This window comes from Oryzophilus luti, assembly GCF_059726245.1.
Genome location: NZ_AP040874.1, coordinates 220,640 through 244,372 on the forward strand (window position 1 = coordinate 220,640; position 23,733 = coordinate 244,372).

The window sequence follows — 23,733 nt, forward strand, 5'->3', positions numbered from 1 at the left end:
TGTTTCAATTCTCAATCGTGCATAATCGCCAAGTCGTGAACCGACCGCAGATTTTTGTCGCCTGAAGTATCGGCGAGTGCGTTGGCCCGTACGCGACACTTAAGATATATGACCCAGATCGCCGCAAGGCTAACCTCGGCAACGTTTCATCTGACCGAGTCTTTCGCCTTCTCACATGTAGTACCCATAGCGAATCTGCGGATGGTCATGTTCCTCCAAGTACTTCATGATCTCGCCAACCTTTCGGGCGCAACTCAGAGTGATGGGATATTTGCCGTCAACTTGCGTGTTGTTCCAATTCATCTTGGTTAACCCGAGAATCTCTCGGGCAAGGAAGTCAGCGCTCTGTTCCGAACGAAGGACCCGGAGTTCAAGCGGTTGTGGGATGTACATTCCGGGGTAGGTTCCGTAGTACCAGTTTGAGCCCCGCGTGTAGAGCAATTGATGGTTCTGACCGATTTCCACTGAGGTGCCACGGTATGGCGGGTAGCCCCCATTCCTAAAGAGTCGAAGCTTCGAATCCATGACAGTAACAAAATCAACCGTGTCAATGCGCAGCTCGTCCGCCGCAGACAGGAAGCCATCTGCTTCGGCGTCGGAGAAGTTGGAAGTTTTGTGAACAACTACCCGCTTTGGATTCGTCCGCAACGCATTCCAGTACTCCTGCAACGCGGATTTGAATAACAAATATGCCTGGTCTGCCGTCAGTTTTGGCACACGGTTATCCTTATCCAGTTGGACTGGAGTGCCGCGCATAATCAAGCCGTTGCCCAATTCATCAAACACCTGGGCCAAACTGGTATTGAGACTCTTTTTATCCCGGCTTCGGTAAAAAGCCACGCCAAGCGCGCACGACAGGGGGTGATCGCCCTTTCTGTCCAAGCGCCACGGATTGGTGGCCCCCGCCTTGTAATAAAGCGCAGTGGAGAGATTCCAGGCTTTTGTCGCGTCATCCTGCTGCTTCTTAGCATCCGATTTGAAGGTTTCTGCCCGAAGCAATTGGAGAGGCTTTCCAAAATGCATTGTTCGCGCCTTGAGTGCGCGACGAAAGTTCAACTCCGAATCAACGTCGACACTTGTTTCGAGGTGCTCCTCTTCTTCAACAACAGCCTCTTTGCTGACGGCATCGTAAATTGGTTTGGACAAAACGCATACTATAACGTCGATGGGGCGGTTTTGTGCTAAGAACTTGATCTCGTCGTAGTAGAGATCAAGCGCAGCTTCAATTCTCTCAGCTCTGTTCTTTATCTTTGTTATCTTGCTCAGGTCAGTGTTCTTGATTGGACGTCCGAGATCTTGGTTAAACACAAGCTCCGCATAAAAACCGGTACCCGAATTGAATCCGCAGAAATCAGGGAACAGGTTGCGTTTGCGCTCATCCAAGACACCTCGAATTGGAGACTTCATTCTTTCAAGCAGGTTCGCCATGGCTTCAAGATCGGCGCTGGTGCCAACGACCCCAAGATGTATTGGAGTGCGCCGGGTCTGTGAGTGGCGATCGTAGACTCCATATGTGGCAATACCCCGCCGCGGACATATGTGAGTTCCTTCAGCAAAGGCCAGGCGAGGTTCTTTGATATGAAATAGCTTCATCAGTCGAACAGCCTCCTCGGAATATCGTCCTCACCATCCAAAGAATCAGATAGAGGAAGCCACTTGGACTCATCGAGCGAAGGTGCACCATCCAAAGTCAACATGTTGCCGAAGGAAAGCAGTACCGCATGGCTGTCGGCGCTGAATAGGGTCTCTTCATCTATCGATTTGAGCCATGTAGCAATGAATCTGAAGTGATTCATTACAGATTGATTGGTCTCCTGCCGTTTTATCCAGCTGAGATTCTGAAAAGCGTAGTTCGATTTGTTGAATTTGGGCCCAAAGCTGAAGAACCAACTCGGCGTGATGGACATAAACCAGTCGCCGTCGAAGCGAAGGAACTGGACTGCAAACGAGAGATGCTTTTGCTGGAGGACCTTTGATGGATCCTTCTTGCTGTACTTGCGATCAAAAACTGCACGAGTCGCTGTTTTCTCACCGCGCCACTCAATATAACGCTGGTTCTGATCGTCCTCGCGAGGAAGGAAGATAAATTGACGGTCTTCATGTTCCCAACGCACGCGTTCCGCGTAGAGACGTTGCTGCAGTGTGGATCGGAGAAGGGATTTAAACACCCTTTCACGGTCAGGATCAATGTCAAGGAAGTCTTCGGATCTGTGCTCCTCAGAGGTTCCAGGATCTATCAGATGACGGAATGGCGAACCTGAATCCGTCAGATCCAAGAACGAGATGATTAGTCTGCCGTGAGTGACATATCCGGACGGAACTGGCGTCTTTAAGTCTCTGTTGAATTCGCTAATCGTTTTGCGCATCTGCCCTGGCCGTCTCTTTCCATGCCGCTCAATTAGGTCTGCAGACATTTGAGCGATGTATAGAGTTTTCGGGAAGTACAGCTCTAACAGATTGGCCAATAGCGACTCTGGAGGCTCGGTAGGCGGATCAATGTCTTCATCGGCAAGGCCGACCGGGATGCCCCTCATATAGCCTTTGAGGTGGTTGACGACGGCCTGCAACTGCTTGGGCGTTGCGCCGGCCGCCGTTGTGCAGATGTCCTGATAATCCCAAATGTCTTTACTGGCCGAAAACGTGAGGCGTCCATTCGTGCTGGCGTCAACCGATGCCTGCGAATAGCTGCTTTGCTTCTTCGATAAGATGAAGACGATCAATCGGTCGTACTTCTGATTGAGCCCGTGGTCGATAAAGACCTCTATCGTGTGCTTGATTTTGGCGAGATCAGCAGTTGCCGTCACTTGGATTGCGATCCGCGCCAAGTCGTCAGCGAGATCTATTCCAGGAGAGTTCGCCAGTTCAGAATTGAGGTTGCGAAGGGCTGTCCAACCGTACAATTCGCGAAGAGGACCACATAAGGCGAACTCCGCAACCTTGTGTGTGTCATAGCTTCCCATGGCACTCGCAGACTCAACTTGGAACCTCAGTTGCGCTATCAACTCTCTGAATTCGTTCTGCAGATCGAGATGTTTCACGTGTGTCCGCCTCGATTTAGCGAGATTCGCCGAGAAATCGGGAGATGATACATATTTACAACAATTTTAGTTGCTGGGACCCTGCCGACGCACGGAAAACTGGGGACGGAAATTGGAAAACTTGGAGCCCCGGGGAAAGAAAGAGGATCTGGGAACAGTAACCCGGGAACAGGGTGGAAGTCTTCTCTAGCAGACCTGGGGGGCTCAACTAAACACAATGGTTGAAGTTGGCGTTCTGAAACAGGCTTGTAGGCAGGAGATGAGTGTCGACTGTCGCCAGATCGCCAACCCACTCGTCGACCCTGGTTCGTACCGAGATGTCGGCTTAGCTCCATTCAGCAGATTTGTTCCTCTTGTCCTCCCTGGTAGAAACTCAAAGAGGCACATCCGACGTCGCGAGCGAATTTCAGGTTCCTTCCTCTCAGTTCGCCTTTCGATCCCGCCACATCACGCCGTCCTTGCGATCTTCACATTGCATGCTGATTGAACCTTCTTCATAAATCACAGCATTTCCGTACACCGGTTCGAACTCGTAGAACGCGACTTGCTTCCGGAGTTCTGTGGCAGTTGGATTGAGTGGTTCGCCTGCGGATCGGGCTTCTTTGCTGACGATCGAAGTTAGGTTTGACCCCTCAATGGAATAAAACCACGGGTTCAGATACCCCAGCCGGCGGATCAGCTCAAGAATCGAGAACTTCTTCCCTGGGCGGCGACGGGCGTAGAGCGTTTCGGATGTGCCGTCGGGATGGATTAGGGTTGCGGACGGGACGGTCATGCACTCCTCCTAGTTGAGAACGTCAGCGTTGCCAGGCAGAATCGAAAGCGATTCTTCGAGTCAATGGACTCGGAGGTTCGATCTGCTAAGGCGCGCTGCGTTAACGCACCAGGAGCGCAAAACAATATCCGCCCAAAACATCAGGCGGACTAGGGAGACTATCTTTTCGGAATCGATTCCGCGCATCCGGCATGGTCGATCATGCCGCTGGCACCGTGGCGTCTCCTGCTCGGTTGCCGTACTCAACGGTTAGGTTGAGCCTTGCCCGATGTTACCTGACTTATAATTCGTACATAATTCGGAATCAATGAATTTGATTGCAGAGAGAAGAGTAAAACCTAAGTTCTGGTATAGAGGGCTCGGAGTCTCACCGTGGGACGTGAGGTTCCGTATCCAACCTATTAATTTAGCTTTACTCGGGATTCCTCCAGTTTTACGCTTTTCTGAACGAACCAATATTCCTGTAAACGAGAAAGGGGAAGCGTGTTCCACGGTTATTGTCTGCGTGTTGTTATGGGGATTTGTCTTTTGGCTGTAGTGGTAATTACAAACAGCCAGCCTATTCAGGCGAAAGAGAAATTGGTTCAGTGGGAAGAAGCAACGCTAACAAACGTCTCGTATAGAACGGAAGCGGACGACATCATTGCGGCAAATGGCGAAATCCTTGGTGGTGGTGGTGATGTTCAATATCCCGTTCTTACGGTGAAGTTCAACGGCGTCATCATTACTGCGGAAGGAAAGCGAGTCGCACGTCGAAGGCACAATGACGCCGCAGATTTTGTCGTCGGCGAGCAGGTGGATGTATACGTTCAGGGCAATAGTCTCTATGTGAAACGTGCCGATGGAAAGGCGTGGGAACTGAAAATTGTTCGTCGGGAGCGAGCGAAAGACTAGAACCAGTCTCATAAATCCTGCGAGGGGGAAAAGGTGGCATTCTGGGGGTGCTCTGGGATGCTCCGTTCTGACCGATGCGCGGACGTTGGGAACTAACCGACGAACAGTGGGAGATGATCGAGCCGTTGTTGCCTCCGCCGATTCGGCGCCGGGACAATCGATGCAGACCAAAAGCGTCGAACCGGGTGTGATTTGAGCGCATTCGCTGGTTCCGCAAACCAGCGCGGCATGGCGATTCCTGCCCGACGAGCGTCCGTTGCTGGCGGTGGCTGAAACTGCGCCAGAAGCTAGGCGCGTAATCGCCGACCGCGGATAGGATTACTCCCTGTGGCGGAAATGCTTCAACCGGCGGGGCATCGATCTCGTAGTGTCCTACCGGAAATAAGCAAGGGGTGGCGCTACGCAGCAGGGGGGGGAGAGTTCCGGGATTCAAATGCCAGTAGTTCTCACAGAGCGGACCAACGCGCGACTTGGTGAATTCTGTGGTTTCCGGGTGCGTCATCACAAACTGCTCGCTCCTTGCCTATCCTCCTCTTATTCCGCGAGTGTGCTTCGTCAAGGAGCCACTTGGAAGTCGGCCATGAAGTTGCCAGGGGCGCTCACCACCAGAAAGCGTAGTTGAGGGGGAACAGGTCATCCTCTCCCTGGACTCTAAAAAGGGGGTCCAAAATATCAGTTTTCTATGTAAGTGTATATATATAAAATACTTAACATAGGCAAACGCCGCTAAACCCTTCGCTAAGCTATTGATTCTAATAGGGCGCTAAGACGTGCTAGATCGGCTTTTACCCATCCTTCTCGTCCCTTGATCATTCTTCGTTCACGTCCTTCTCTTTCGTAACTTGATAACTCTTTAGCGCCACCTAGAATCAATAACTTAGCGGATGCTTTAGCGCCTACTGCACGCGCTAACTTCCCTATTATCTTTATTTTAGATATTAAGAAGACAAAGACCCACCCGATTTTTGAGGTCGGAGTGGGTCGAAAAGTGAGTTAAGTTGTTTGTTTGAAGGTGCTTATACGACTTTCGTGGACGTCTCGCTCGGAGTCTTGTTCACGTCTTCTTCCTCGTTCGGCTCAACCGCATTCTGGAAGCACGCTCCGCCCGGCCCAGCACTGTGCTGCGCCTGCTTCAGATAAGTCCCTGTCGGCCTATTTGGAGGCGGCTTGGATTCTCTGCACGTCTTTCAGCAAGGCCAAACAGTTGCATCGATGGCAGCTTCAATCTGGTAAACTTCGCGTGTTCATTCAGATAGAGGGCGACAGCGCGCGCGTTCCCCCAACCGCGCCATGCCCATTTTCCGTAGAAGTAGAGGCGATTCCGTGGCAAGTGGCACTCCGTTAGGGTTTGAGTCGAAGTTGTGGGCAGCCGCCGACGCGCTGCGCAACAACATGGATGCAGCCGAGTACAAGCATGTGGTTCTCGGGCTGATTTTCCTCAAGTACATCTCCGATGCGTTCGAGGCGAAGCACGCTGAGCTTGAAGCCAAGCGTGCCGAAGGTGCCGATCCGGAGGACCCCGACGAGTATCGTGCCGTCAACATCTTCTGGGTGCCGAAGGAAGCCCGCTGGTCTCATTTGAAGGCGAACGCCCCGCAGCCCACTATCGGAAAGACGGTCGATGATGCAATGGCTGCCATTGAGCGTGACAACGCCAGCCTGAAGGGCGTGCTGCCCAAGGAATATGCCCGTCCGGGGCTCGATAAAACGCGCCTGGGGCAGATCATCAACCTGGTGAGCGATATCGGCCTGGGAACGGCCGAGGATCGTGCCCGGGACACGCTTGGCCGCGTCTACGAATACTTCCTGTCTCAGTTCGCCGCCGCCGAGGGCAAGAAGGGCGGGCAGTTCTATACGCCCACGCATGTGGTCCGCGTGCTGGTTGAGATGCTGGCTCCTTATAAGGGCCGCGTCTACGATCCCTGTTGCGGCTCCGGCGGCATGTTCGTGCAGAGCGAGAAGTTCATCGAGGCCCATAGCGGCCGCATCGGCGACATCTCCATCTACGGACAGGAGTCGAACTACACCACGTGGCGTCTGGCGGTGATGAACCTCGCCATTCGCGGCATTGACGCGCAGATCGCGCACGGCGATACCTTCCACGCCGATAAGCACCCGGACCTGAAGGCCGACTACGTTCTGGCCAACCCGCCGTTCAATGACAGCGACTGGCGCGGCGATCTGCTGCGCGAGGACAAGCGCTGGGAGTACGGCGTGCCGCCTGCGGGCAATGCCAACTTCGCCTGGGTGCAACACTTCCTGCACCATCTGGCGCCGCACGGAATCGCGGGCTTTGTGCTGGCCAACGGCTCCATGTCGTCCAACCAGTCAGGCGAAGGCGAAATCCGCAAGAACATCATCGAGGCCGACCTGGTGGATTGCATGGTTGCGCTTCCCGGTCAGCTCTTCTTCTCCACGCAGATACCTGTCTGCCTGTGGTTCCTCACGCGCAGCAAAAAGCGCAACGGCTTCCGCGAGCGCCGCGGAGAGACACTCTTTATTGATGCGCGCAAGATGGGCACGCTCGTGGATCGCGTCCACCGCGAGCTGACGGATGAGGATGTGGCGAAGATCGCCGGCACCTACCATGCCTGGCGCGGAGACAAGGGCGCGGGCAAGTATGAGGACGTGGCAGGCTTCTGCAAAGCCGCCACGGTCGAGGAGATTCGCAAGCAGGGACACGTGCTCACACCCGGCCGCTACGTTGGCGCGGAGGCCGTGGAGGACGATGGCGAGCCCTTCGAGGAGAAGATGGCGCGCCTGACGGCCACCCTGCGTCAGCAGCAGGCCGAGGCGCAGAAGCTCGACGCGCTCATCGCCGCCAATCTCAAGGAGCTTGGCTATGGCGACTAGGAAGCCCTCAGCGCCACCCTCCGCCGAGCCCTCTGCCGGTCAGCTCCTTATCTATCAGGATGCCGGGCTGAATCTTCAGGTGCGGCTTGACGGCCAGACCGTCTGGCTCACGCAGGCCCAGATGGCTGAGCTTTTCCAGACCACGCCTCAGAACATAACCCTGCACATCCAGGAGATTTACGGTGATGGCGAGTTGCGGGAGGAGGCAACTTGTAAGGATTACTTACAAGTTCGTCAGGAGGGCTCTCGCCAGGTAAAACGCACGCTGAAGCACTACAACCTCGACATGATCCTGGCGGTTGGCTACCGGGTGCGCTCGTCGCGGGGCACGCTCTTCCGCCAGTGGGCCACGGCCCGGCTCAGCGAGCTGCTCGTCAAGGGCTTCACGCTCGACGATGAACGCATCAAGGCCGGCCGCACCCTCGGGCAGGACTACTTCGACGAACTGCTTGCCCGCATCCGTGACATACGCTCCAGCGAGCGCCTCTTCTATCAAAAGGTCACGGACATCTACGCCACCAGCATCGACTACGACCGCAGCGCGGAGATGACACAGAAGTTCTTCCAGACCGTGCAGAACAAGATGCACTGGGCCGCCCACGGACACACGGCGGCGGAGATCATCCGCGAGCGGGCCGACGCCCGCCAGCCGCACATGGGCCTCACCAGTTGGAAGAACGCGCCCGCCGGGCCGGTGCGCAAGGCGGATGTGGCCGTGGCCAAGAACTACCTGGGCAGGGAGGAGCTGGAGGCGCTGAACCTGATCGTCTCCGCCTACCTGGACTTTGCCGAGTTGCAGGCGCGCGGCCACCGCCTCATGCACATGGCCGACTGGATCGCCAAGCTCGACGATTTCCTGCGGCTCAGCGAGCGCAGCATTTTGAAGGACGCGGGCCGCATCTCGCACGCGCTGGCCGAGGAGCACGCCCACGCGCAATTTGCCGCCTACGAGCGGGAGCAGCGGAAGGCGGCACTTGAGGCCGCCAGCGATTTCGACCATGTCGTGGAAGAGGTCAGGAAACTGAATGCTGCCACGCCCCGGCGCTCTGCCAAGGAGCGCCAATGAGCACCCGAAGAACAGGAGATAAGAACACGCCGCCAAGTTCGGGGAGCTTGGGGCTGGCCAATGAGTGGCGGTCAGTGACCTTCCTTGAGTTGATCGAAGAGGGCGTTTTGGAAATCGGCGATGGATACAGAGCAAAACTAGAGCAGCTCGGCGGCGACGGGCCGATCTTCCTTCGTGCAGGCCATGTCAGTGACCAGAATATCAGCTTCAGCGGCGCAGATCGTTTCAAGCGGGAATATACGTCTGCTGTCCGTTCGAAGATGTCTTCTCCTAGAGATGTTATCGTGACTACGAAAGGGAATAGCACTGGAAGAACGTCTTACGTGCGAGAGGAATTTCCGCGGTTTGTCTACTCGCCTCATCTGAGCTACTGGCGCAGCCTGGATGCCGAGACGATTGATTCGGGCTTCTTACGCTATTGGTCGCAAAGTGATCAATTTCGCACGCAGCTTGCAGGTATGTCAGCTTCGACCGACATGGCCCCATATCTTAGCCTAGTGGACCAGAAGCGGCTCTTGATTACATTACCTCACATGCTTGAACAGCGCCGAATCGGTGCGACGCTCGGCGCTCTGGACGACAAGATTGAGTTGAACCGGAGGATGAGCGAGACGCTGGAGGAGATGGCGCGGGCGCTGTTCAAGTCGTGGTTTGTGGACTTCGATCCCGTGCACGCCAAAGCTGAAGGCCGCCCCACCGGCCTCCCCGACGACATTGCCGCTCTCTTCCCCGACTCCTTCGAAGCCTCCGAACTTGGCGAGATTCCTCGCGGCTGGAAATATGCAGCTTTGAAGAAACACGTTGAGCTGAACCCATTGCGCTCTCTTAAACGGTCTGTTCGGGCCCCGTATCTTGATATGGCGAACGTTCCAACTCAAGGCCACTCGCCAGCCTCGGTCATCGAGCGGGAGTTTGGTTCGGGGATGAAGTTCGAGAACGGCGATACGCTGCTGGCGCGTATCACTCCGTGCCTTGAAAACGGAAAAACCGCATTCGTGGATTTTCTGGCCGAACATCAGGTTGGCTGGGGCTCTACTGAGTTTATTGTGCTTCACCCCATTGCTCCACTGCCGCCTGAATATGGGTATTGTTTGGCGAGGAGCCCGGAGTTTCGTCAATTTGCCATTCAGAGCATGACTGGGACAAGTGGCCGCCAACGTGTGCAGGCGGATTCGCTAGCGCGATTTCAGATTGCCGTGCCGTGCGAACAGGTCGCAGTTGCTTTTGGGCGTTTTGCGTCGCAACTCTTTGCAAGGATCAAGGCTTCCAATCAAGAGTCAAAGACGCTTGCCGCCATACGCGATGCTTTGCTGCCGAAGCTCATCTCCGGCGAGATACGGGTTAAAGGATAGGAAGCAGAATGAAATCGATTGATCTCGGACGTCTGGAGAAAGTGGACCTGCGAGGGGTATTTGCGAGCGAGTCGGGTGACTTCACGCCGTGGCTGGCGAAGTCGGAGAACCTTGCGCTGCTGGGCGAGACGATTGGCGTGAGCCTGGAGCTTGAGACGCAGGAGAAGCCGGTGGGGCTGTTCCGCGCCGACATCCTTTGCAAGGACGCCGATACCGAGCAATGGGTGCTGATTGAGAACCAGATTGAGCGCACCGACCACACGCATCTGGGGCAGGTGCTGACCTACACGGCGGGCCTCGATGCGGTCACCATCGTCTGGATAGCCGAGCGCTTTACCGACGAGCACCGCGCGGCGCTTGACTGGCTGAACGAGAAGACGCAGACGGGCATCAACTTCTTCGGGCTGGAGATTGAGCTTTGGAAGATTGGCGACTCCGCGGTCGCACCCAAGTTCAACGTTGTGAGCCAGCCGAACGAGTGGAGCAAGAACACGCGCGGCCCGGCGGGCTCGGGAGAAGGGGCGGGAGCACAGGAACTACAGTTGCGGTTCTGGACCGGTTTTGCCGAGTTTCTGGAGGAGAAACGCAGCGCGGTTTCGTGCTCGAAGCCAAAGGCGCAGCGGACGATGGTTCACCCGCTTGGCGTGGCCGGCGCGCATCTGGCTTCGATAGCAACGGTCTTTGATGCGGTCGACAAGAGGATTGTTCCGGAGCTGCGAGTTGCCCTGATTCTGAAGGGAGAGAACGCGGAGGAGTTGTTCGCCTATCTGAAGGGGCAGGATGAAAAGCTTTCGCAGACGATTGGCGAGGAGCTGATCTATCTCGACGAGCCGAACAAGAGCCGGTGCCTTGTGCTTGCGCGAAAGAAGACAGATTTCCGTGATGAGAAGCTCTGGCCGGAGCAGCAGGCATGGCTGCGGAAGACGCTGGAGCGCTTCCAGGAAGTGTTTGTGCCGATTCTGAAGTCAGTTGAGCCGGAGGAGCTTCCGGCGGAGATGGAGGTCGGTGCCAAATGAGCGACGAGGGCACGCCGCAGTTCACGGAGTCGCATGTGGAACAGGCCACGCTGGAGTGGCTGGAGGCGATTGGCTATACGGTGCTGCACGGGCCGGAGATTGCCTGCGGCGAGACGGCGGCGGAGCGCACGGATGCACGCTATCGTGACGTGGTGCTGGAGCGCCGTCTGCGGGATGCCCTCGAAGAGATCAACCGTGACCTGCCGAAGGAAGCCATCGACGAGGCGATGCGGAAACTGCTTCGCGCGCACGGGCCGACACTGGTGGCGCGCAACCATGCCATCCACCGCATGTTCGTGGAAGGCGTGCCGGTGGAGTACACGCGCGCCGACGGCACCATCGGCGGAGCGCAGGTCAAGGTCTTCGACTTTAACGACCCGGACAAGAACGACTGGCTGGCCGTGAACCAGTTCACGGTCTCCGAGGGCCAGCACACACGGCGCCCGGACGTAATCCTGTTTGTGAACGGCTTGCCCGTGGTGGTGATTGAGCTGAAGAACGCTGCCGACAGCAATGCGACCGTGTGGGACGCCTTCACACAACTCCAGACCTACAAGCAGGAGATTTCCGCGTTGTTCGGTTACAACGCGCTGATGGTCATCTCCGACGGGATTGAGGCGCGCGTTGGCTCACTGACCGCCGACGCGGAGCGCTTCATGCCATGGCGCACCATCGAGGGGGAGGAACTTGCGCCGTCTTTGCTGCCAAAGTTGCAGGTGCTGATTGAAGGGCTCTTCGACAAGCGCCGCCTGCTGGACTTTCTGCGCTTCTTCATCGTCTTTGAGGAAGACGGCGGCGGCGATGCAGTGAAGAAGATCGCGGGCTATCACCAATTCCACGCGGTGAACAAGGCCGTGCAGGACACGATCTCCGCAACCGCCGAAAAAGGCGACCGCCGCATTGGCGTGGTGTGGCACACACAGGGTTCCGGCAAGAGCCTGACCATGGCTTTCTACGCAGGCAAGCTCATTCTGGAGCCGGAACTGGAGAACCCAACCATCGTCGTGATTACAGACCGCAACGACCTGGATGGACAGCTCTTCAACGGTTTCTCTTTGTGCCATGAACTGCTGCGCCAGATGCCCGAGCAGGCAGCAGACCGTGAAGACCTGAAGGCACGGCTGGCAGTGTCTTCGGGGCATGTCGTCTTCACCACCATTCAGAAATTCATGCCTCCGGCGGGCGAGCCGTATCCGATGCTGTCTGACCGGCGGAATATTGTCGTGATTGCCGACGAAGCGCACCGCAGCCAGTACGACTTTGTGGACGGATTTGCGCGACACATGCGCGATGCGTTGCCCAACGCCTCCTTCATCGGCTTCACAGGGACACCAATTGAGAAGACCGACGCGAATACGCGTCAGGTCTTTGGCGAGTACATCAGCGTCTACGACATTCAGCGGGCGGTAGAAGACAAGGCAACGGTGCCGATCTACTACGAAAGCCGCATGGCGAAGCTATCTTTGAAAGAAGAAGAGATGCCCAAGGTCGATAAAGACTTTGAGGAAGTGACCGAGGGCGAGGAGACGGAGCGCAAAGAGCGGCTTCGGACCAAGTGGGCCGCTCTGGAAGCGGTGGTTGGAACGGAAAAACGCCTGACGCTTGTCGCGGCCGATATAGTGAAGCACTTTGAAGCGCGCGGGGAATCGTTCGCAGTCAACAAGGCGATGATTGTCTGCATGAGCCGGCGCATCTGCGTGGACCTCTATAACGCCTTGGTGAAGCTGCGCCCCGAGTGGCACAGCGACGAGGACGACAAGGGCTCCCTGAAGGTTGTGATGACGGGAGCCGCCAGTGACCCGGCCGAATGGCAACAGCACATCCGCGACACCAAGCGCCGCAAGGGACTGGCGAAGCGATTCAAGAATCCAAAGGACAAGCTGCAACTGGTCATCGTCCGCGACATGTGGCTGACCGGCTTTGACGTGCCATGCCTGAACACGATGTACCTGGACAAATACATGCGCGCGCACGGACTGATGCAAGCCATCGCGCGCGTGAACCGCGTCTTCCGGGATAAGGAAGGCGGGCTGGTTGTGGACTACCTGGGCATTGCGCAGGAGCTGAAGGAAGCTCTGCATACGTACACCGAAAACGGTGGACAGGGCCAGACCACGATCCCCAAGGAAGAAGCGGTCGCGGCGATGCTCAAGCACTACGAGATCTGCTGCAACCTGTTCCACGGCTTCGACTGGAGCAAGTGGAAGCAAGGCAGCGCGGCTGTGCAGCTAACGGTAATGGCTGCGGCCATCGACCATGTGCTTGGATTGGAGGATGGGAAGAAGCGTGTACTCGCCGCTGTGCAAGATCTCTCGGCTGCGTTTGCCTTGGCTGTGCCAGACGCCGCGGCCACGCACGTCCGGGACGATGTCGGCTTCTTCCAAGCCGTGCGCAAGGCGCTTGCCAAGACTGCCGAACAGCAAGGCAAGCCTCAGCATGAGCTGGACCATGCGATCCGCCAGATCGTCTCGAACGCGATTGCCAGCGATGAAGTGGTCGATATCTTCTCCGCCGCGGGCCTGAAGAGGCCGGATATTTCAATTCTCTCAGACAAATTCCTGGCGGAAGTTCGCAACATGAAGTTCAAGAATCTTGCGGTAGAGCTGCTGCGGCGGTTGCTCACTGGTGAACTCAAGCGGCGGGAGAAGAAGAACGTGGTTCAGTTCCGGCAGTTCTCGGAGCTGCTGGAGAAGTCATTGCTCCGCTATCAGAACCGGGCCATTGACTCAGCGCAGGTGATCGACGAGCTGATCGGGCTGGCGCGCGATTTGCGCGAGCGGGAGGCGCTCGGGGCGAAGCTGGGGTTGAACAACGCCGAAGCTGCATTCTATGAAGCCCTGGCAGCCAACCATACTGCGGTTGAAGTAATGGGGGATAAGCATCTCTGCCTCATTGCCCGTGAGTTGGTTCAAATCGTCCGGAACAACACCAAGATTGATTGGACAATTCGCGAGAACGTACGTGCCAACCTGCGTGTGCTGGTGAAGCGCGTACTGCGCAAATATGGATACCCGCCCGACATGCAGGAGACCGCAACGCAGACGGTTCTTCAGCAGGCAGCAGGATTCTCCGAAGAGTGGTCCGTCGCGTAACGCTGTTGCTATCGCAAGGAAGGCAAAAGCGGCATCCTGCTTGAAATACAACTGAGGGTGAGTCTAATTAGACCACGCCTGCTCGCGACAAAGAACCCTGAATTGCCGATTCATCGAGGGCTGCCCCATGGGCGAAGCCGAAGTTTTCGTTGTGCCCAATCGTCGATGAAGCCATAACGAAACACTTGCCAGCCAGCAAATATCGAGTGACATCAATTGTCAGGAATCTTCTGCACAGAACATCATGATCTGGTGCATACGGGGGGTCTTCCTGGTTCCCCCTGTCTCAATCCGAGTGTCTGCTTACGCGATTTGTCAGCGCGGTGCATCAGAACGTTGTCTTACTTGTCGGGGTATGAGGGCAACTTAGAGCGGCGGAGAGGAAGAGGACGGCAGAGCGGGTGCTTGTGCAGCACGTGTGCGGAGAGGTTATCCGCGCACGCGGTAGTGCTAGCTGACGGTATCAGCTTTGCGCGACGCTATCTCTTCCGTCGCCGTTCAAGCCACGCATTCAATTCCGGGCTATTCCATTCGAATCGATTGAACCGGCCGAGCTTGATCCTTGGAATGGGGTCTTTGATATTCGGTCGCAGCTGGTTAACCACCCACCGCCGGAGCATATTCAACCGCCGGGCTAATTCGTTGTCGTCGATGATCTCCACGTGCTCTCGCCGCAGCCACCGTAAATATTCGGGGTCCTGCATTTGTACGGTTGAGTTCCGCCGGTCTGTGCCACTGTTGGTCTCCTGTTCGTACCTGTTCCTGACATCAACGTAATTCATGTACTGCTCCTTTCCGTAGGCGCTCTTGCGCCACTGTTCAGATTCTCGCACCGAAGGCAGGTACAAGAGCTGGAATAATTTTGTGGCCTATTCTGGCGCGAAGTGTGCGGGCAATGGCTAAGGATGATCATCGCCAGTAGCTCTCAAGTATGTGTCGAGATGCCGCAATGTTGGTCGGCAAGTCCAGTGATGGGTGTTGTTGCGAAATGGCGAGGCAAAAAGGCGTCCAGACTTTTGTTGAGAGAGTACCTAGCGAGAGTTCATCCATTGGGAGAGATTGGAGGCCCGGCGTCAGACGGTGGTTGCAGAGTTCAGCGTCCAGTTGTCGAATCAAAATGGTGACCACCCTCGGTGACCAGGCCATGATGGTCCGGAGTGAGCAGGAATGGTCAGAGCCAGGCTAATAGGCGCAATTATTGGTGATTTGCACACTGCTGACCGCTCCTGCTCACGCATGCAAGTTGTTGAGTCTTCGTTCTGGTACAACTCTTAATCAGTAGGTTGTAGGTTCGATTCCTACCGCGCTCACCATCTTATTTAAAAACAACAAGCTACAAGACAATCCTCAAGCTGCTGAAGCTGTTTTGCTAACACTTGCTAACAACTCATCTGCAAAAGTGCCCAACGGTGCCCGGAAATCATCCAGTGTCGCCTGGTCATAGACGTTCATTGCCAAGTCGACTTTGAATGTCCAAGAACACCGGACACGACTACTGGATGAGCACCTTCTCGCCGCAGTGAGGTTTCTGCGGACCGGGGCCGGCATGAAGTTGCAGTCTCCAAGCGGCAGTGCCGTTCATCATTTGCATTTGGAGGCTTGAGGAGTGCTGGGTCGGACTGCCTATGTTCACTGCGGAAGTCCAACCCTAGCGGGGGAATGATTCACGCTCAAGCTCTATGCTTAAGCGTGTTGTCGCAACAGTTCCACGTTCGCTGAGGGCGAATAGAGCTTTTCAACAATGCTCCGGACAGACTGCATCGCAGGTGAACTCTCCGGCAAAGAAGCGAGTGGTTTCCCAGAGAAATCAAATTCGCTGATCGCGTTATCGTCCGGAATCATTCCCAGAACTGTGACGCCCAGGCGGTTGGCTGCTTCGGTCAAGGCAGCTTGCTCGGTTCTTACACGATTGAACACGACGCTGGCCCGGTCGCAGCGAAGCCCTCTTTCCTGGTTAACCATGTCCAGGATGAAGGATACAGTTTGAAGTCCGCGGTGGGAGGGATCTGTGAGGATGATCAAATCGTTGACGCGCTGCATGACCTGCCGGTTGATCTGCTCGATGCCGGCCTCTCCGTCGATCAGAATCGTATCGAACTTCTGGGAGAGAACATCGATGGCATCCTTCAAGATGCCATTGACGGAACAGTAGCAACCCAGTGAATCCGAACGTCCCATAGCGAGCAGGGCGAGTTGGTCATTTTCCGTCAGCGCTTCCAGGATCATGTAGTCGATCTTCTTGGCAACCTCACGCTGGGCTTCCTTCGCATCGCTTGAAGCTGCCTTGATGATGGCTTCGCGCACTTCGCCGATGGTTTTCTCGACCGTGATTCCAACGGTGTTCGGCAGACCCAATGCGGGATCTGCGTCGATCAGGAGAAGCCTGCCAGCCTTGCCACTGTTCACGAGTGCCGTACTCAACATTGTGGTAAAGGCGGTCTTGCCAACTCCGCCCTTACCGCAAACTGCAATGATCTTCTTCGACATCGCCGCGCCTGCGTCCTATTCCGCCTGCTGATTCTGCAGGCCATCCCGGCCACTCTTTTGCTGGCCAATCATTCCACGAATTCTGTCGCACACAATCTTGTCACTGCATTTGCCGCAGTGGCCGCCGCTCGCGCACTCGAAGATGTCAACTCCGCGATGCTTCCAGACCCTCTGCCGCACTTCACGCGCGGCCTGCTCGACCTCCGCACCAATGAGACTGAGCTGGTTGACATCGTCCGCGCTGGTGGTGACGAATATGAGCTCTACGGCTTCCACCGCAGGAAGCTGCGTCCTGACGTGTTCTTCAATCGCATGTCCAAGAGTCGCAAAGTTGAACCCCTTGGAAATAGCTCCCTTGCTTACCCGAGCCCAGAGATGCGAGGAAGAACTCCGCACCATGTATCCTTCAATGACGTCGGAGACGTACTGCGCATCGATCAGGGTTTCGTAATCGTCTTCTGTCAGGGAACGGCCTGCAGCAATGAGAATCTGTCCAAACGGAATGCTTCCGGAGTCGAGTTCCGGAATGTCAGGACCAATCAAGGTCATGCGGGAGCTGCACACAGCGGCGCAGTCGTTGGAGTAAAGAGCGATGGCGCATGATGAGGTTGCAGGGCTGCCCAGCTCGATCGACGTATCACGCTTGAGAACGAGTTCAGAGCCAGCCCCGGGGCCGATCCGGATACCTGTGGCTGCATCGGCCACATTCAAAGTTCTGACCTGCGCCAGATGGTCACGTCGTTCCTGGATGTAAGCCGCAACCTTGTTTATGTAAGCTTCAAAATTCGACATCTCAACTCCGCACACGGGCTCCGGCACGATCCCTCGCAAACAGGGCGGCTCCGAGAGCTCCAATGATCTGAGGGTCTTCGGGCAGATGCACAATCGGCTGCGCAATCTTCTTTTCGAGCGTCTTCTGGAGTGCCTTGTTCCTCGCGCACCCTCCGGTGAACACAACGTCAGCCGTAATGCCGACACGATTCAGCATGCCGTAGAGACGGCTCGCAATAGAGTTGTGGATTCCGGCAGAGATGTCCCTGCGGTCGCCTCCTGTGTTCATCAGCCCGACAACTTCCGACTCTGCAAATACGCTGCACTGCTGCGTGATGGAAACCGCGTGCGTCGATTCCAGCGCGAGATCAGACAGTTCCTGCAAATCGCAGTGCAGCGCCCGCGCCATCGCTTCGAAAAACTTTCCGGTGCCAGCGGCGCATTTCTCGTTCATTGCGAAATCGAGCACCTTGCCGGTGTCGTCAATCGCGATGACCTTGCAGTCCTGGCCCCCGACATCGATCACCGTGCGCACCTTGGGGTGCAGGAAATACGCACCACGCGCATGGCAGGTGATCTCAGAAACGTTTTCATTCAGGAAATGAACATCGGCCCGTCCGTAGCCGGTGCCCACCATATATTGAATCTCGTCGATAGAGCCGAGCTTCGCTTGCGCAACAGCCTTCCGCAATGCCTCTGTGGCCGTCTTCTCAGGGGTAATGTCGTCTTGAACGACTACTGAAGCCAACAGGCGATCATCTTCCAGCAGAACCACTTTTCCCGTGGCCGAACCCAAATCAAAACCGGCAACAATCATCGAAGTACCCTCAACCAGATAAGTCTGCGCGGGGGAGGGGACTCCCCCACGCAGAATACAATCTGCAACTAACGCTTTCCCAGTCCGGTGGCCTCAAAGAACTCGGAAATCTTCTTCTTGAGTTGATCCATCGGCAAATACCGCGGGTCAAAGTTGCTGCTGGTGTAGGCCAGCAGAGGCACCTTCAAGTTGCGGCAGGTTTCCCGGATGAAATGCAGCGAGGCGGATTGGTCCTTGTGCCCCATGTGCCCGGGGAAGAAGACGCAATCAATCTTGAAATCCTTGACCAAGCGGGTGAGGTCGTTCATCAGGACATCAACATAGCCACGCCCCTGGCGGATCATCGGGCTGTTCATCGACCGCTTGGCGATGCCAAGCAACATGCTCTCCTCGCTGGTCGTATCGATGGGCTCGAAATGAGAAGTGAAGCCCTGGAAGTCCTGCACGACCACGGCGCCCCATTCTTCTGCCAGCCAGCCGCCGAGCTTTTCGGTGAACGTCGGGATCAGATCCGCCCACAGGATGCGGATATTTTCCTTTTCGAGGCAGCCCTGCTTCGCCTTAACCTTTTGTTCGGCATCGGCCAGGAGCATCTTCAAAAGCTGAGTTCCCGCGGGGTCTCCGGACACAAAGTGTTCGGTGATTCCCCATCCGAGGTCGGACGAGAGGAAGGATGGATGCGGGCATGGAACGGCGCGACGGCACTCGTTGAGTTCGTTCCAGGTTTCGTATTGCAGGTTCGATTCCTTGACGACTTCGCGGAGTTTGTCCAAGTCAAGCTTCTGCTTGGTATGTTCCTCCAGGAACTTGATCATCCGCTTGATTTCGCCCGCGAAGTACTTGTAGTCGTCCGGAGTGTTGGTGTAGATGGGATCAAGCACGAATCCGGGGACCTTGGCCCATGCGCTGTTGTTGCTCCACAGCTCATGCACCGCAAGCTGGGCGTCGCACGGGGTGGTCATTGCGACCATCACGTCCGGCGTTGGCACGAGGCCCTCGTCAACGGCGTAGGCCGCCATTCGAATCAAGGAGCAGACGTCGGCGGGAAGCGGATGCTTGTCGGCGTCCTTCAAATCCTTGTAGTCCGTGAGTTCGAGATGAACCTTCATGTCGTCAAACGGGCAAAATGGCTGGATCCCCATCGCAGGGAAGATTTCCGGCGCATTTCCATACCAGATTGACGCCAAGGGCTTCCCGTTTTCAGCGCAATCAAGGATCCTCTCCTCGTTCGCGAGCAAAAGTTTGAGCATCCCAATCTGAATTGGGTTCGGGTTCGGAGCTTGTCCCAGCATCGCCAGAATTCCCCGTATCCGATCTGTATACTCGTGAAAACGCGCTGCCCCTCTTTTCATGGGTACTGTCGCTGTAGTCATGGCGGATCCCTCCTATCTCAATGTTTCGATAAATGCCTGCACTCGCGTCTTCATCTGCCCAATACCGCTCAGCAGATATTCACATTGCAGTTCGAGATGCGGCACTTTCCGTGGTTCAAGGTATCTTGCAGTGTGGATCTGCTCGAAATACCAGGGATCGCAGTAGCTTGTTGCCACCGAGATAACGCCATCCGCGCGGTACTCCTGTGCGGTGTCAAGCACGTACTGGTTTCTTTCAGGGCTGGTCAAGCAGAGGCGAATCGAGGACGTGCGGTCGGCCAGTTGGTAGTGCGCAAGTGCCGTCAACGGGTCTCCGGTCTCCGCAACATCGGCGGAGATCGCACGGGAGCCGAAGCTCAACGCATCAGCCACAATCATGCCACCTTGGCTTTCCAGTGCTTCGATCAACTGTGGGTTATCAATGGCCCCGCCGCCCACGAGCATCAGCCTGGCCTTGGGTTTCGCGTGAGACGTGCCGGCGGTCTTCAATTCCTCCAGCAGCTGGCTCAGCAGCTCGTTGTAGTATTTGCGGGGCATGGCCGTTCCCCCAACCATCACTGCCAGCATTTCAGCGCCGGAAAGCGGGGGCACATCACGCTTCCGAAGCTCGTAGATTTCGCGCAGCAGGTGGCGGGTTGTATTGTGCAGTTTGATCGCATCGCGCAGCTTTTCATCGGTGATTTGCACGTTGAAGTGCTGCTCAAGATGATTCTTCAACGCCGCAATCTCAGCACGGTAAACTGCGATCTGCTCGTCGCCGCGCTTCTTGGGAAGAACGGTGAAGTGCAGGAACGGAATCTGGGACGTGATCGAACTGTTCGCCTTGCAATTGTCATAAATGCGGCGCATGTGGTCGCAGAAGTTATGAACAACCAGTCCGTCCAGGAAGTTCATGTCTCCGCGCAGCAGCGTGTCAAAGCAATGGCGCACGTAACTGCAGTTAATATTGCTGAAATAAGCGTCGGAGAGCTCGGTGCTCGTGCTTCCCGTTGCCCGCATACGATAGGGCAGAATTCCTGCCGCGGTAAATAGTTCCTCAGGGATGTAATCGTAGAAAAATCCAACGACCTTTCCGCCCTGCTTCTTCCAAGCCTGCAATGCAGGATTCGACAATGCCTGGGACGCCTCGGTCAGCGTCTCCAAAGCCTTCAATGTTGTGGCCACGACAGCCTCCTTCTTGCATTCAATCGCTATTATCCAGCGCCGAACCGTGGCGTGGGATAACGCGTGGGCGCCATACGGGGAATTTCTCCCCATATGGCGTCAGTGGTCGTGCGCGGGCTGCCCCCTACTTCATCTTGGGGAACAGCGACAGGTGCGTGGGAATGATGATTTTGACCGTGAGCTTGTCACCGCCAAAGCGATTCCGCACGACCGTCTCATGTGTGTAGCCGGCAATAAACTGGAAGCCGCGGCTGGTAGTGTAGGTAACGTTGGGGCCGATGGCAAAGACCTGCCCCTTGCGTCCGGCGTCGTACATTCCGTCAACGGCGGGAACCACGCTGCCATTCTGCCGGTCATCCGTTGTCTGCTTCAGGAAGTACCCGTTGGCACCAATGCCCCAGTGCCCAACGTGTTTTCCAACCAGATAGTCGAAGTGGAAGTTCTGACCAGAGGTGTAGTTCGTGGCGGGGTTTCTCATGCAGAAGTGGTAGTGGAGCTTGGAGCTGACGTCCCAGCCGGATTTCGGCAGGTAGCTGATGGCGACGGCCGGCTCAATGCCGACGTAGCCCGTGCCAATGCTCGTACGCGGGTCGGAGGCGTTGTAGTACCCCGTCGGAAGATCAACGTCCACGACGGTGGCCATGTGCAGGTTCTTCTTCGGGAAATGGTAGGCGAGGAAGAATGGCTGCACCGTAATGTCGCCAATGCCTCCCTTGGTGTCCCGGTAGCCAAGTGTAGCGCTCTGGTTGACGACCGGAATGATGGCGTACCAGCCCACATTTCCGCCGAAGAGCTTCAGCTTCGACATATAGACGGGACGGAACGCGTTGGCGACTGCAAAGACAGATGCCGTCTTTCCTCCGACGGAAACCGTGTCGCCAGAGCCATTCTTCAGATCGCCGTGATAGACCTGGAAATAGTTGAGAACTGCGAAGGTGCCCGGCGGAGGCAGCATGCCGGCTCCCCAGGATTCCGCTCCGTTGGGATATTGATCGCCGCCCTCTCCGGCAAACATTGGCACGGCAGAGAACAGGATGCCCAAGAACACTACAGCAAGCATTTTTGATTTCATATGATATGTCTCCATGGCGTCGCAAGCAGATGGCGCCAGTAAAGAATTTCCGCAAACCCCACGCCGCTTTTATGGCGTGAACTTCTTCAATGCTCCGAGTCGTGCACCCGCACCAGGTGTGGGACGCATGCTCGTGTGGTAAGAATCCTTCCCAGTTGATACTCCGTATCAGTTGCCCGGTGGTGTATCAGGAGTGTGCGGGAGCGGCCAGTATTCGAACAGCCCTGCAAGTCCGCTGAGAAATGGAAACGTAACGGCAAGCAATGCGGAAGCCAGCCACAGCTCCAGCATGTATTGCGGCGGACCTCCAGCCAGAGGGATGCCGCTGATAAACGAAGCAAGGTACGCGTAGCCGGTGGCGAGCCCGATTCCAATCACTGCTGCCGCAAGCACATTGAAGATGCCCTTGATCGGCTGCTTCATTGCTGCGAACAGTGAGCCCTGGAAAACAGTGAGCACGATGATGGATCCGAACACGAAAGCAATCAGAATCCGGACCATGAAAACGACCACATCCATTTTGAGGAAGCCGACCGCCACAGTGAGCAGGGCCGATGCCGTCAAGATGACCGCAACACCCCATACGGGGGGCAGCGCCTTGGGGGACATGAGTTTCGGAACAGTGGTAAGGGGCCAAAGGTCAAAGCTGAGCGCAATAAAGATTGCTGCAACCATCGCTACATAGAAGGTGATCGCAATCCACGCGTTGCACAGGCCATGCGGATCGAGAGCAGGCACGTAAACCGGAGCGCCAGCCATGAATCCGAAATTGAAGAAGACCCGGAACAGCGCGTAGCCGACAACGTAGAGACCCAGAAGAAAAGCAAGACCGGAGGCCAGGCGGTTGTGAATAAGGGTAAAAGGCCAGCCTCGAAGAACAAATAGGGCAAAGAAGGCAAAGCAGACAATTGAAATTACGTACAGGTTGAGAATCGGTGTCGGCGGTCCGTATCCTCCACCGACTGTGTAAAACGCAATGAGCGAGATGATGGCTCCGACGACTGCGACGAACGAGGTAAGGACAATGCCTTTTCCTGGTTGGCCGAGTTTCTCAATCGCCTCGGAGCCTTGGGATTGCCAGAGAACGCAAACCATCAGCTCCACAGGAACCATGCAGGTAAGAACATATGCAACCCATCCCATAAAGAATGCGAAGCTGAACAACTTGACGAATCCCAAGGCAATCAAAACCATGAGGACGGTTCCAACTAGGCCCAGAATTGGTTGTTTCATTCCACATGTCCTCTATTTCTACTCCCAACATTCAGTCAGAGGACGCCCTCGCAGGGCCTCGCGCCGTCGTTTGGGGGAGAGTGTTGTTGCTGCGTTGATGTTCGTGAATGCCAAACTATCCTTTCAGCAGACCTTCTATCTGCACCGGAACCGTTCTTTGCGGCCAGAGGTTGCCCGGCGTCAGAAATCGAGGTTGCCCCGGCGTGATCTCAGCGAAATGCAACAAAACGAGCATTCTTCGAGAAGCATGCCGGAATTCCCTTTCCGGGGTGCCGAAACGAAACTGTCTGGCACCGGCTATCAGCCTGCGACTTTTCCTCGCAAACTACCGCATATCGTAAGCCAGACTGTAGCCATAAAATTGATACAAGTTTTCGATCCGATTATTCATGACAGATGCAAGAATGAAGTTTCCACGATTCAGAAGTGCCTTGGACGATACGACGCACCCTGAACGTTTTTCGGGGCGTTTCTATAGAACTCTGTGACGAATTCAATAGCCGTGCTTTGCTTGCATGTACCCCGAAGAGACGCACTCGCCGCAGCTGGCATTCACCACTCAAGCCGGATCGCTTCTCCGCAACGCATGGGTTCCTGCAGAAGTGCGGCACGGCGCTAGGTTGATGAACGCGGGCGAAGAGCGGTCCTGCGGAGGGCCGCGGCCCAGCTTGCGGAGCTTCGCCGCCAGCGCAATGGCACTTGTGAGAGATATGCATTCTGTATAGACTCC

The 23,733-nt window shown here is 56.0% G+C and carries 16 protein-coding genes; 6 read left to right on the plus strand and 10 right to left on the minus strand.

The genetic code is table 11. From position 1 onward, the window contains the following. Positions 1-171: 171 nt before the first annotated feature. From AC6IZO_RS00920 to AC6IZO_RS00930, 3 genes are all read right to left on the minus strand, one after another. Positions 172-1,593, minus strand: a complete 1,422-nt coding sequence (locus tag AC6IZO_RS00920) for an argonaute/piwi family protein (protein ID WP_497807049.1) — start codon at positions 1,591-1,593, stop codon at positions 172-174. Continuing rightward, positions 1,593-3,038 carry an SMEK domain-containing protein gene (locus AC6IZO_RS00925; protein ID WP_497807051.1) on the minus strand — a complete coding sequence of 482 codons (1,446 nt, stop codon included), beginning with the start codon at positions 3,036-3,038 and terminating at the stop codon, positions 1,593-1,595. Before AC6IZO_RS00925 ends, AC6IZO_RS00920 begins: the two co-directional genes overlap by 1 nt. Before the next feature lie 421 nt (positions 3,039-3,459). Next, entirely contained in the window at positions 3,460-3,813 is a 354-nt protein-coding gene (locus AC6IZO_RS00930; RefSeq protein ID WP_497807053.1) for a hypothetical protein, read from the minus strand. A gap of 528 nt (positions 3,814-4,341) precedes the next feature. On the opposite strand from AC6IZO_RS00930, the gene AC6IZO_RS00935 reads away from it, so the two are divergent. The 6 genes from AC6IZO_RS00935 to AC6IZO_RS00960 all read left to right on the plus strand — a co-directional run bounded on the left by AC6IZO_RS00935 (position 4,342) and on the right by AC6IZO_RS00960 (position 14,086). Next, on the plus strand, positions 4,342-4,707 hold the full coding sequence (locus AC6IZO_RS00935) for a hypothetical protein (protein ID WP_497807055.1): 366 nt from the start codon (positions 4,342-4,344) through the stop codon (positions 4,705-4,707). A 1,323-nt stretch (positions 4,708-6,030) separates the two neighbouring features. Continuing rightward, entirely contained in the window at positions 6,031-7,560 is a 1,530-nt protein-coding gene (locus AC6IZO_RS00940; RefSeq protein WP_497807057.1) for a class I SAM-dependent DNA methyltransferase, read from the plus strand. Beyond that, the gene (locus AC6IZO_RS00945; RefSeq protein ID WP_497807059.1) at positions 7,550-8,626 is read left to right on the plus strand and encodes a virulence RhuM family protein; all 1,077 of its coding nucleotides are present in this window, start codon (positions 7,550-7,552) and stop codon (positions 8,624-8,626) included. The genes AC6IZO_RS00940 and AC6IZO_RS00945 overlap by 11 nt, the downstream gene beginning before the upstream one ends. Further along, entirely contained in the window at positions 8,623-9,978 is a 1,356-nt protein-coding gene (locus AC6IZO_RS00950) for a restriction endonuclease subunit S (RefSeq protein ID WP_497807061.1), read from the plus strand. Before AC6IZO_RS00945 ends, AC6IZO_RS00950 begins: the two co-directional genes overlap by 4 nt. 8 nt (positions 9,979-9,986) lie before the next feature. Continuing rightward, a complete protein-coding gene (locus tag AC6IZO_RS00955; RefSeq protein WP_497807063.1) occupies positions 9,987-10,994 on the plus strand; it encodes a DUF4268 domain-containing protein in 1,008 nt (335 codons plus the stop codon). Further along, positions 10,991-14,086 carry a type I restriction endonuclease subunit R gene (locus AC6IZO_RS00960; RefSeq protein WP_497807065.1) on the plus strand — a complete coding sequence of 1,032 codons (3,096 nt, stop codon included), beginning with the start codon at positions 10,991-10,993 and terminating at the stop codon, positions 14,084-14,086. Before AC6IZO_RS00955 ends, AC6IZO_RS00960 begins: the two co-directional genes overlap by 4 nt. Positions 14,087-15,769: 1,683 nt before the next feature. On the opposite strand, the gene AC6IZO_RS00965 is transcribed toward AC6IZO_RS00960, so the two are convergent. The 7 genes from AC6IZO_RS00965 to AC6IZO_RS00995 all read right to left on the minus strand — a co-directional run bounded on the left by AC6IZO_RS00965 (position 15,770) and on the right by AC6IZO_RS00995 (position 23,003). After that, positions 15,770-16,573 (minus strand): ATP-binding protein, encoded by an 804-nt coding sequence (locus AC6IZO_RS00965; RefSeq protein WP_497807067.1) that lies wholly within the window; start codon positions 16,571-16,573, stop codon positions 15,770-15,772. 15 nt (positions 16,574-16,588) lie between these two features. Further along, positions 16,589-17,365: a hypothetical protein gene (locus AC6IZO_RS00970; RefSeq protein ID WP_497807069.1), complete on the minus strand. Its 777-nt coding sequence runs from the start codon at positions 17,363-17,365 to the stop codon at positions 16,589-16,591. A 1-nt stretch (position 17,366) separates the two neighbouring features. Then, positions 17,367-18,161 (minus strand): acyl-CoA dehydratase activase, encoded by a 795-nt coding sequence (locus tag AC6IZO_RS00975; protein ID WP_497807071.1) that lies wholly within the window; start codon positions 18,159-18,161, stop codon positions 17,367-17,369. 68 nt (positions 18,162-18,229) lie between these two features. Beyond that, complete coding sequence (locus AC6IZO_RS00980; protein WP_497807073.1) at positions 18,230-19,534, minus strand: 2-hydroxyacyl-CoA dehydratase; 1,305 nt, start codon at positions 19,532-19,534, stop codon at positions 18,230-18,232. Positions 19,535-19,546: 12 nt separating this feature from the next. Beyond that, positions 19,547-20,698, minus strand: a complete 1,152-nt coding sequence (locus AC6IZO_RS00985; RefSeq protein ID WP_497807075.1) for a 2-hydroxyacyl-CoA dehydratase subunit D — start codon at positions 20,696-20,698, stop codon at positions 19,547-19,549. Between the two features lie 124 nt (positions 20,699-20,822). Continuing rightward, on the minus strand, positions 20,823-21,758 hold the full coding sequence (locus AC6IZO_RS00990; RefSeq protein WP_497807077.1) for a SphA family protein: 936 nt from the start codon (positions 21,756-21,758) through the stop codon (positions 20,823-20,825). A gap of 180 nt (positions 21,759-21,938) precedes the next feature. Then, positions 21,939-23,003 (minus strand): hypothetical protein, encoded by a 1,065-nt coding sequence (locus AC6IZO_RS00995; RefSeq protein ID WP_497807079.1) that lies wholly within the window; start codon positions 23,001-23,003, stop codon positions 21,939-21,941. Positions 23,004-23,733: the final 730 nt, after the last annotated feature.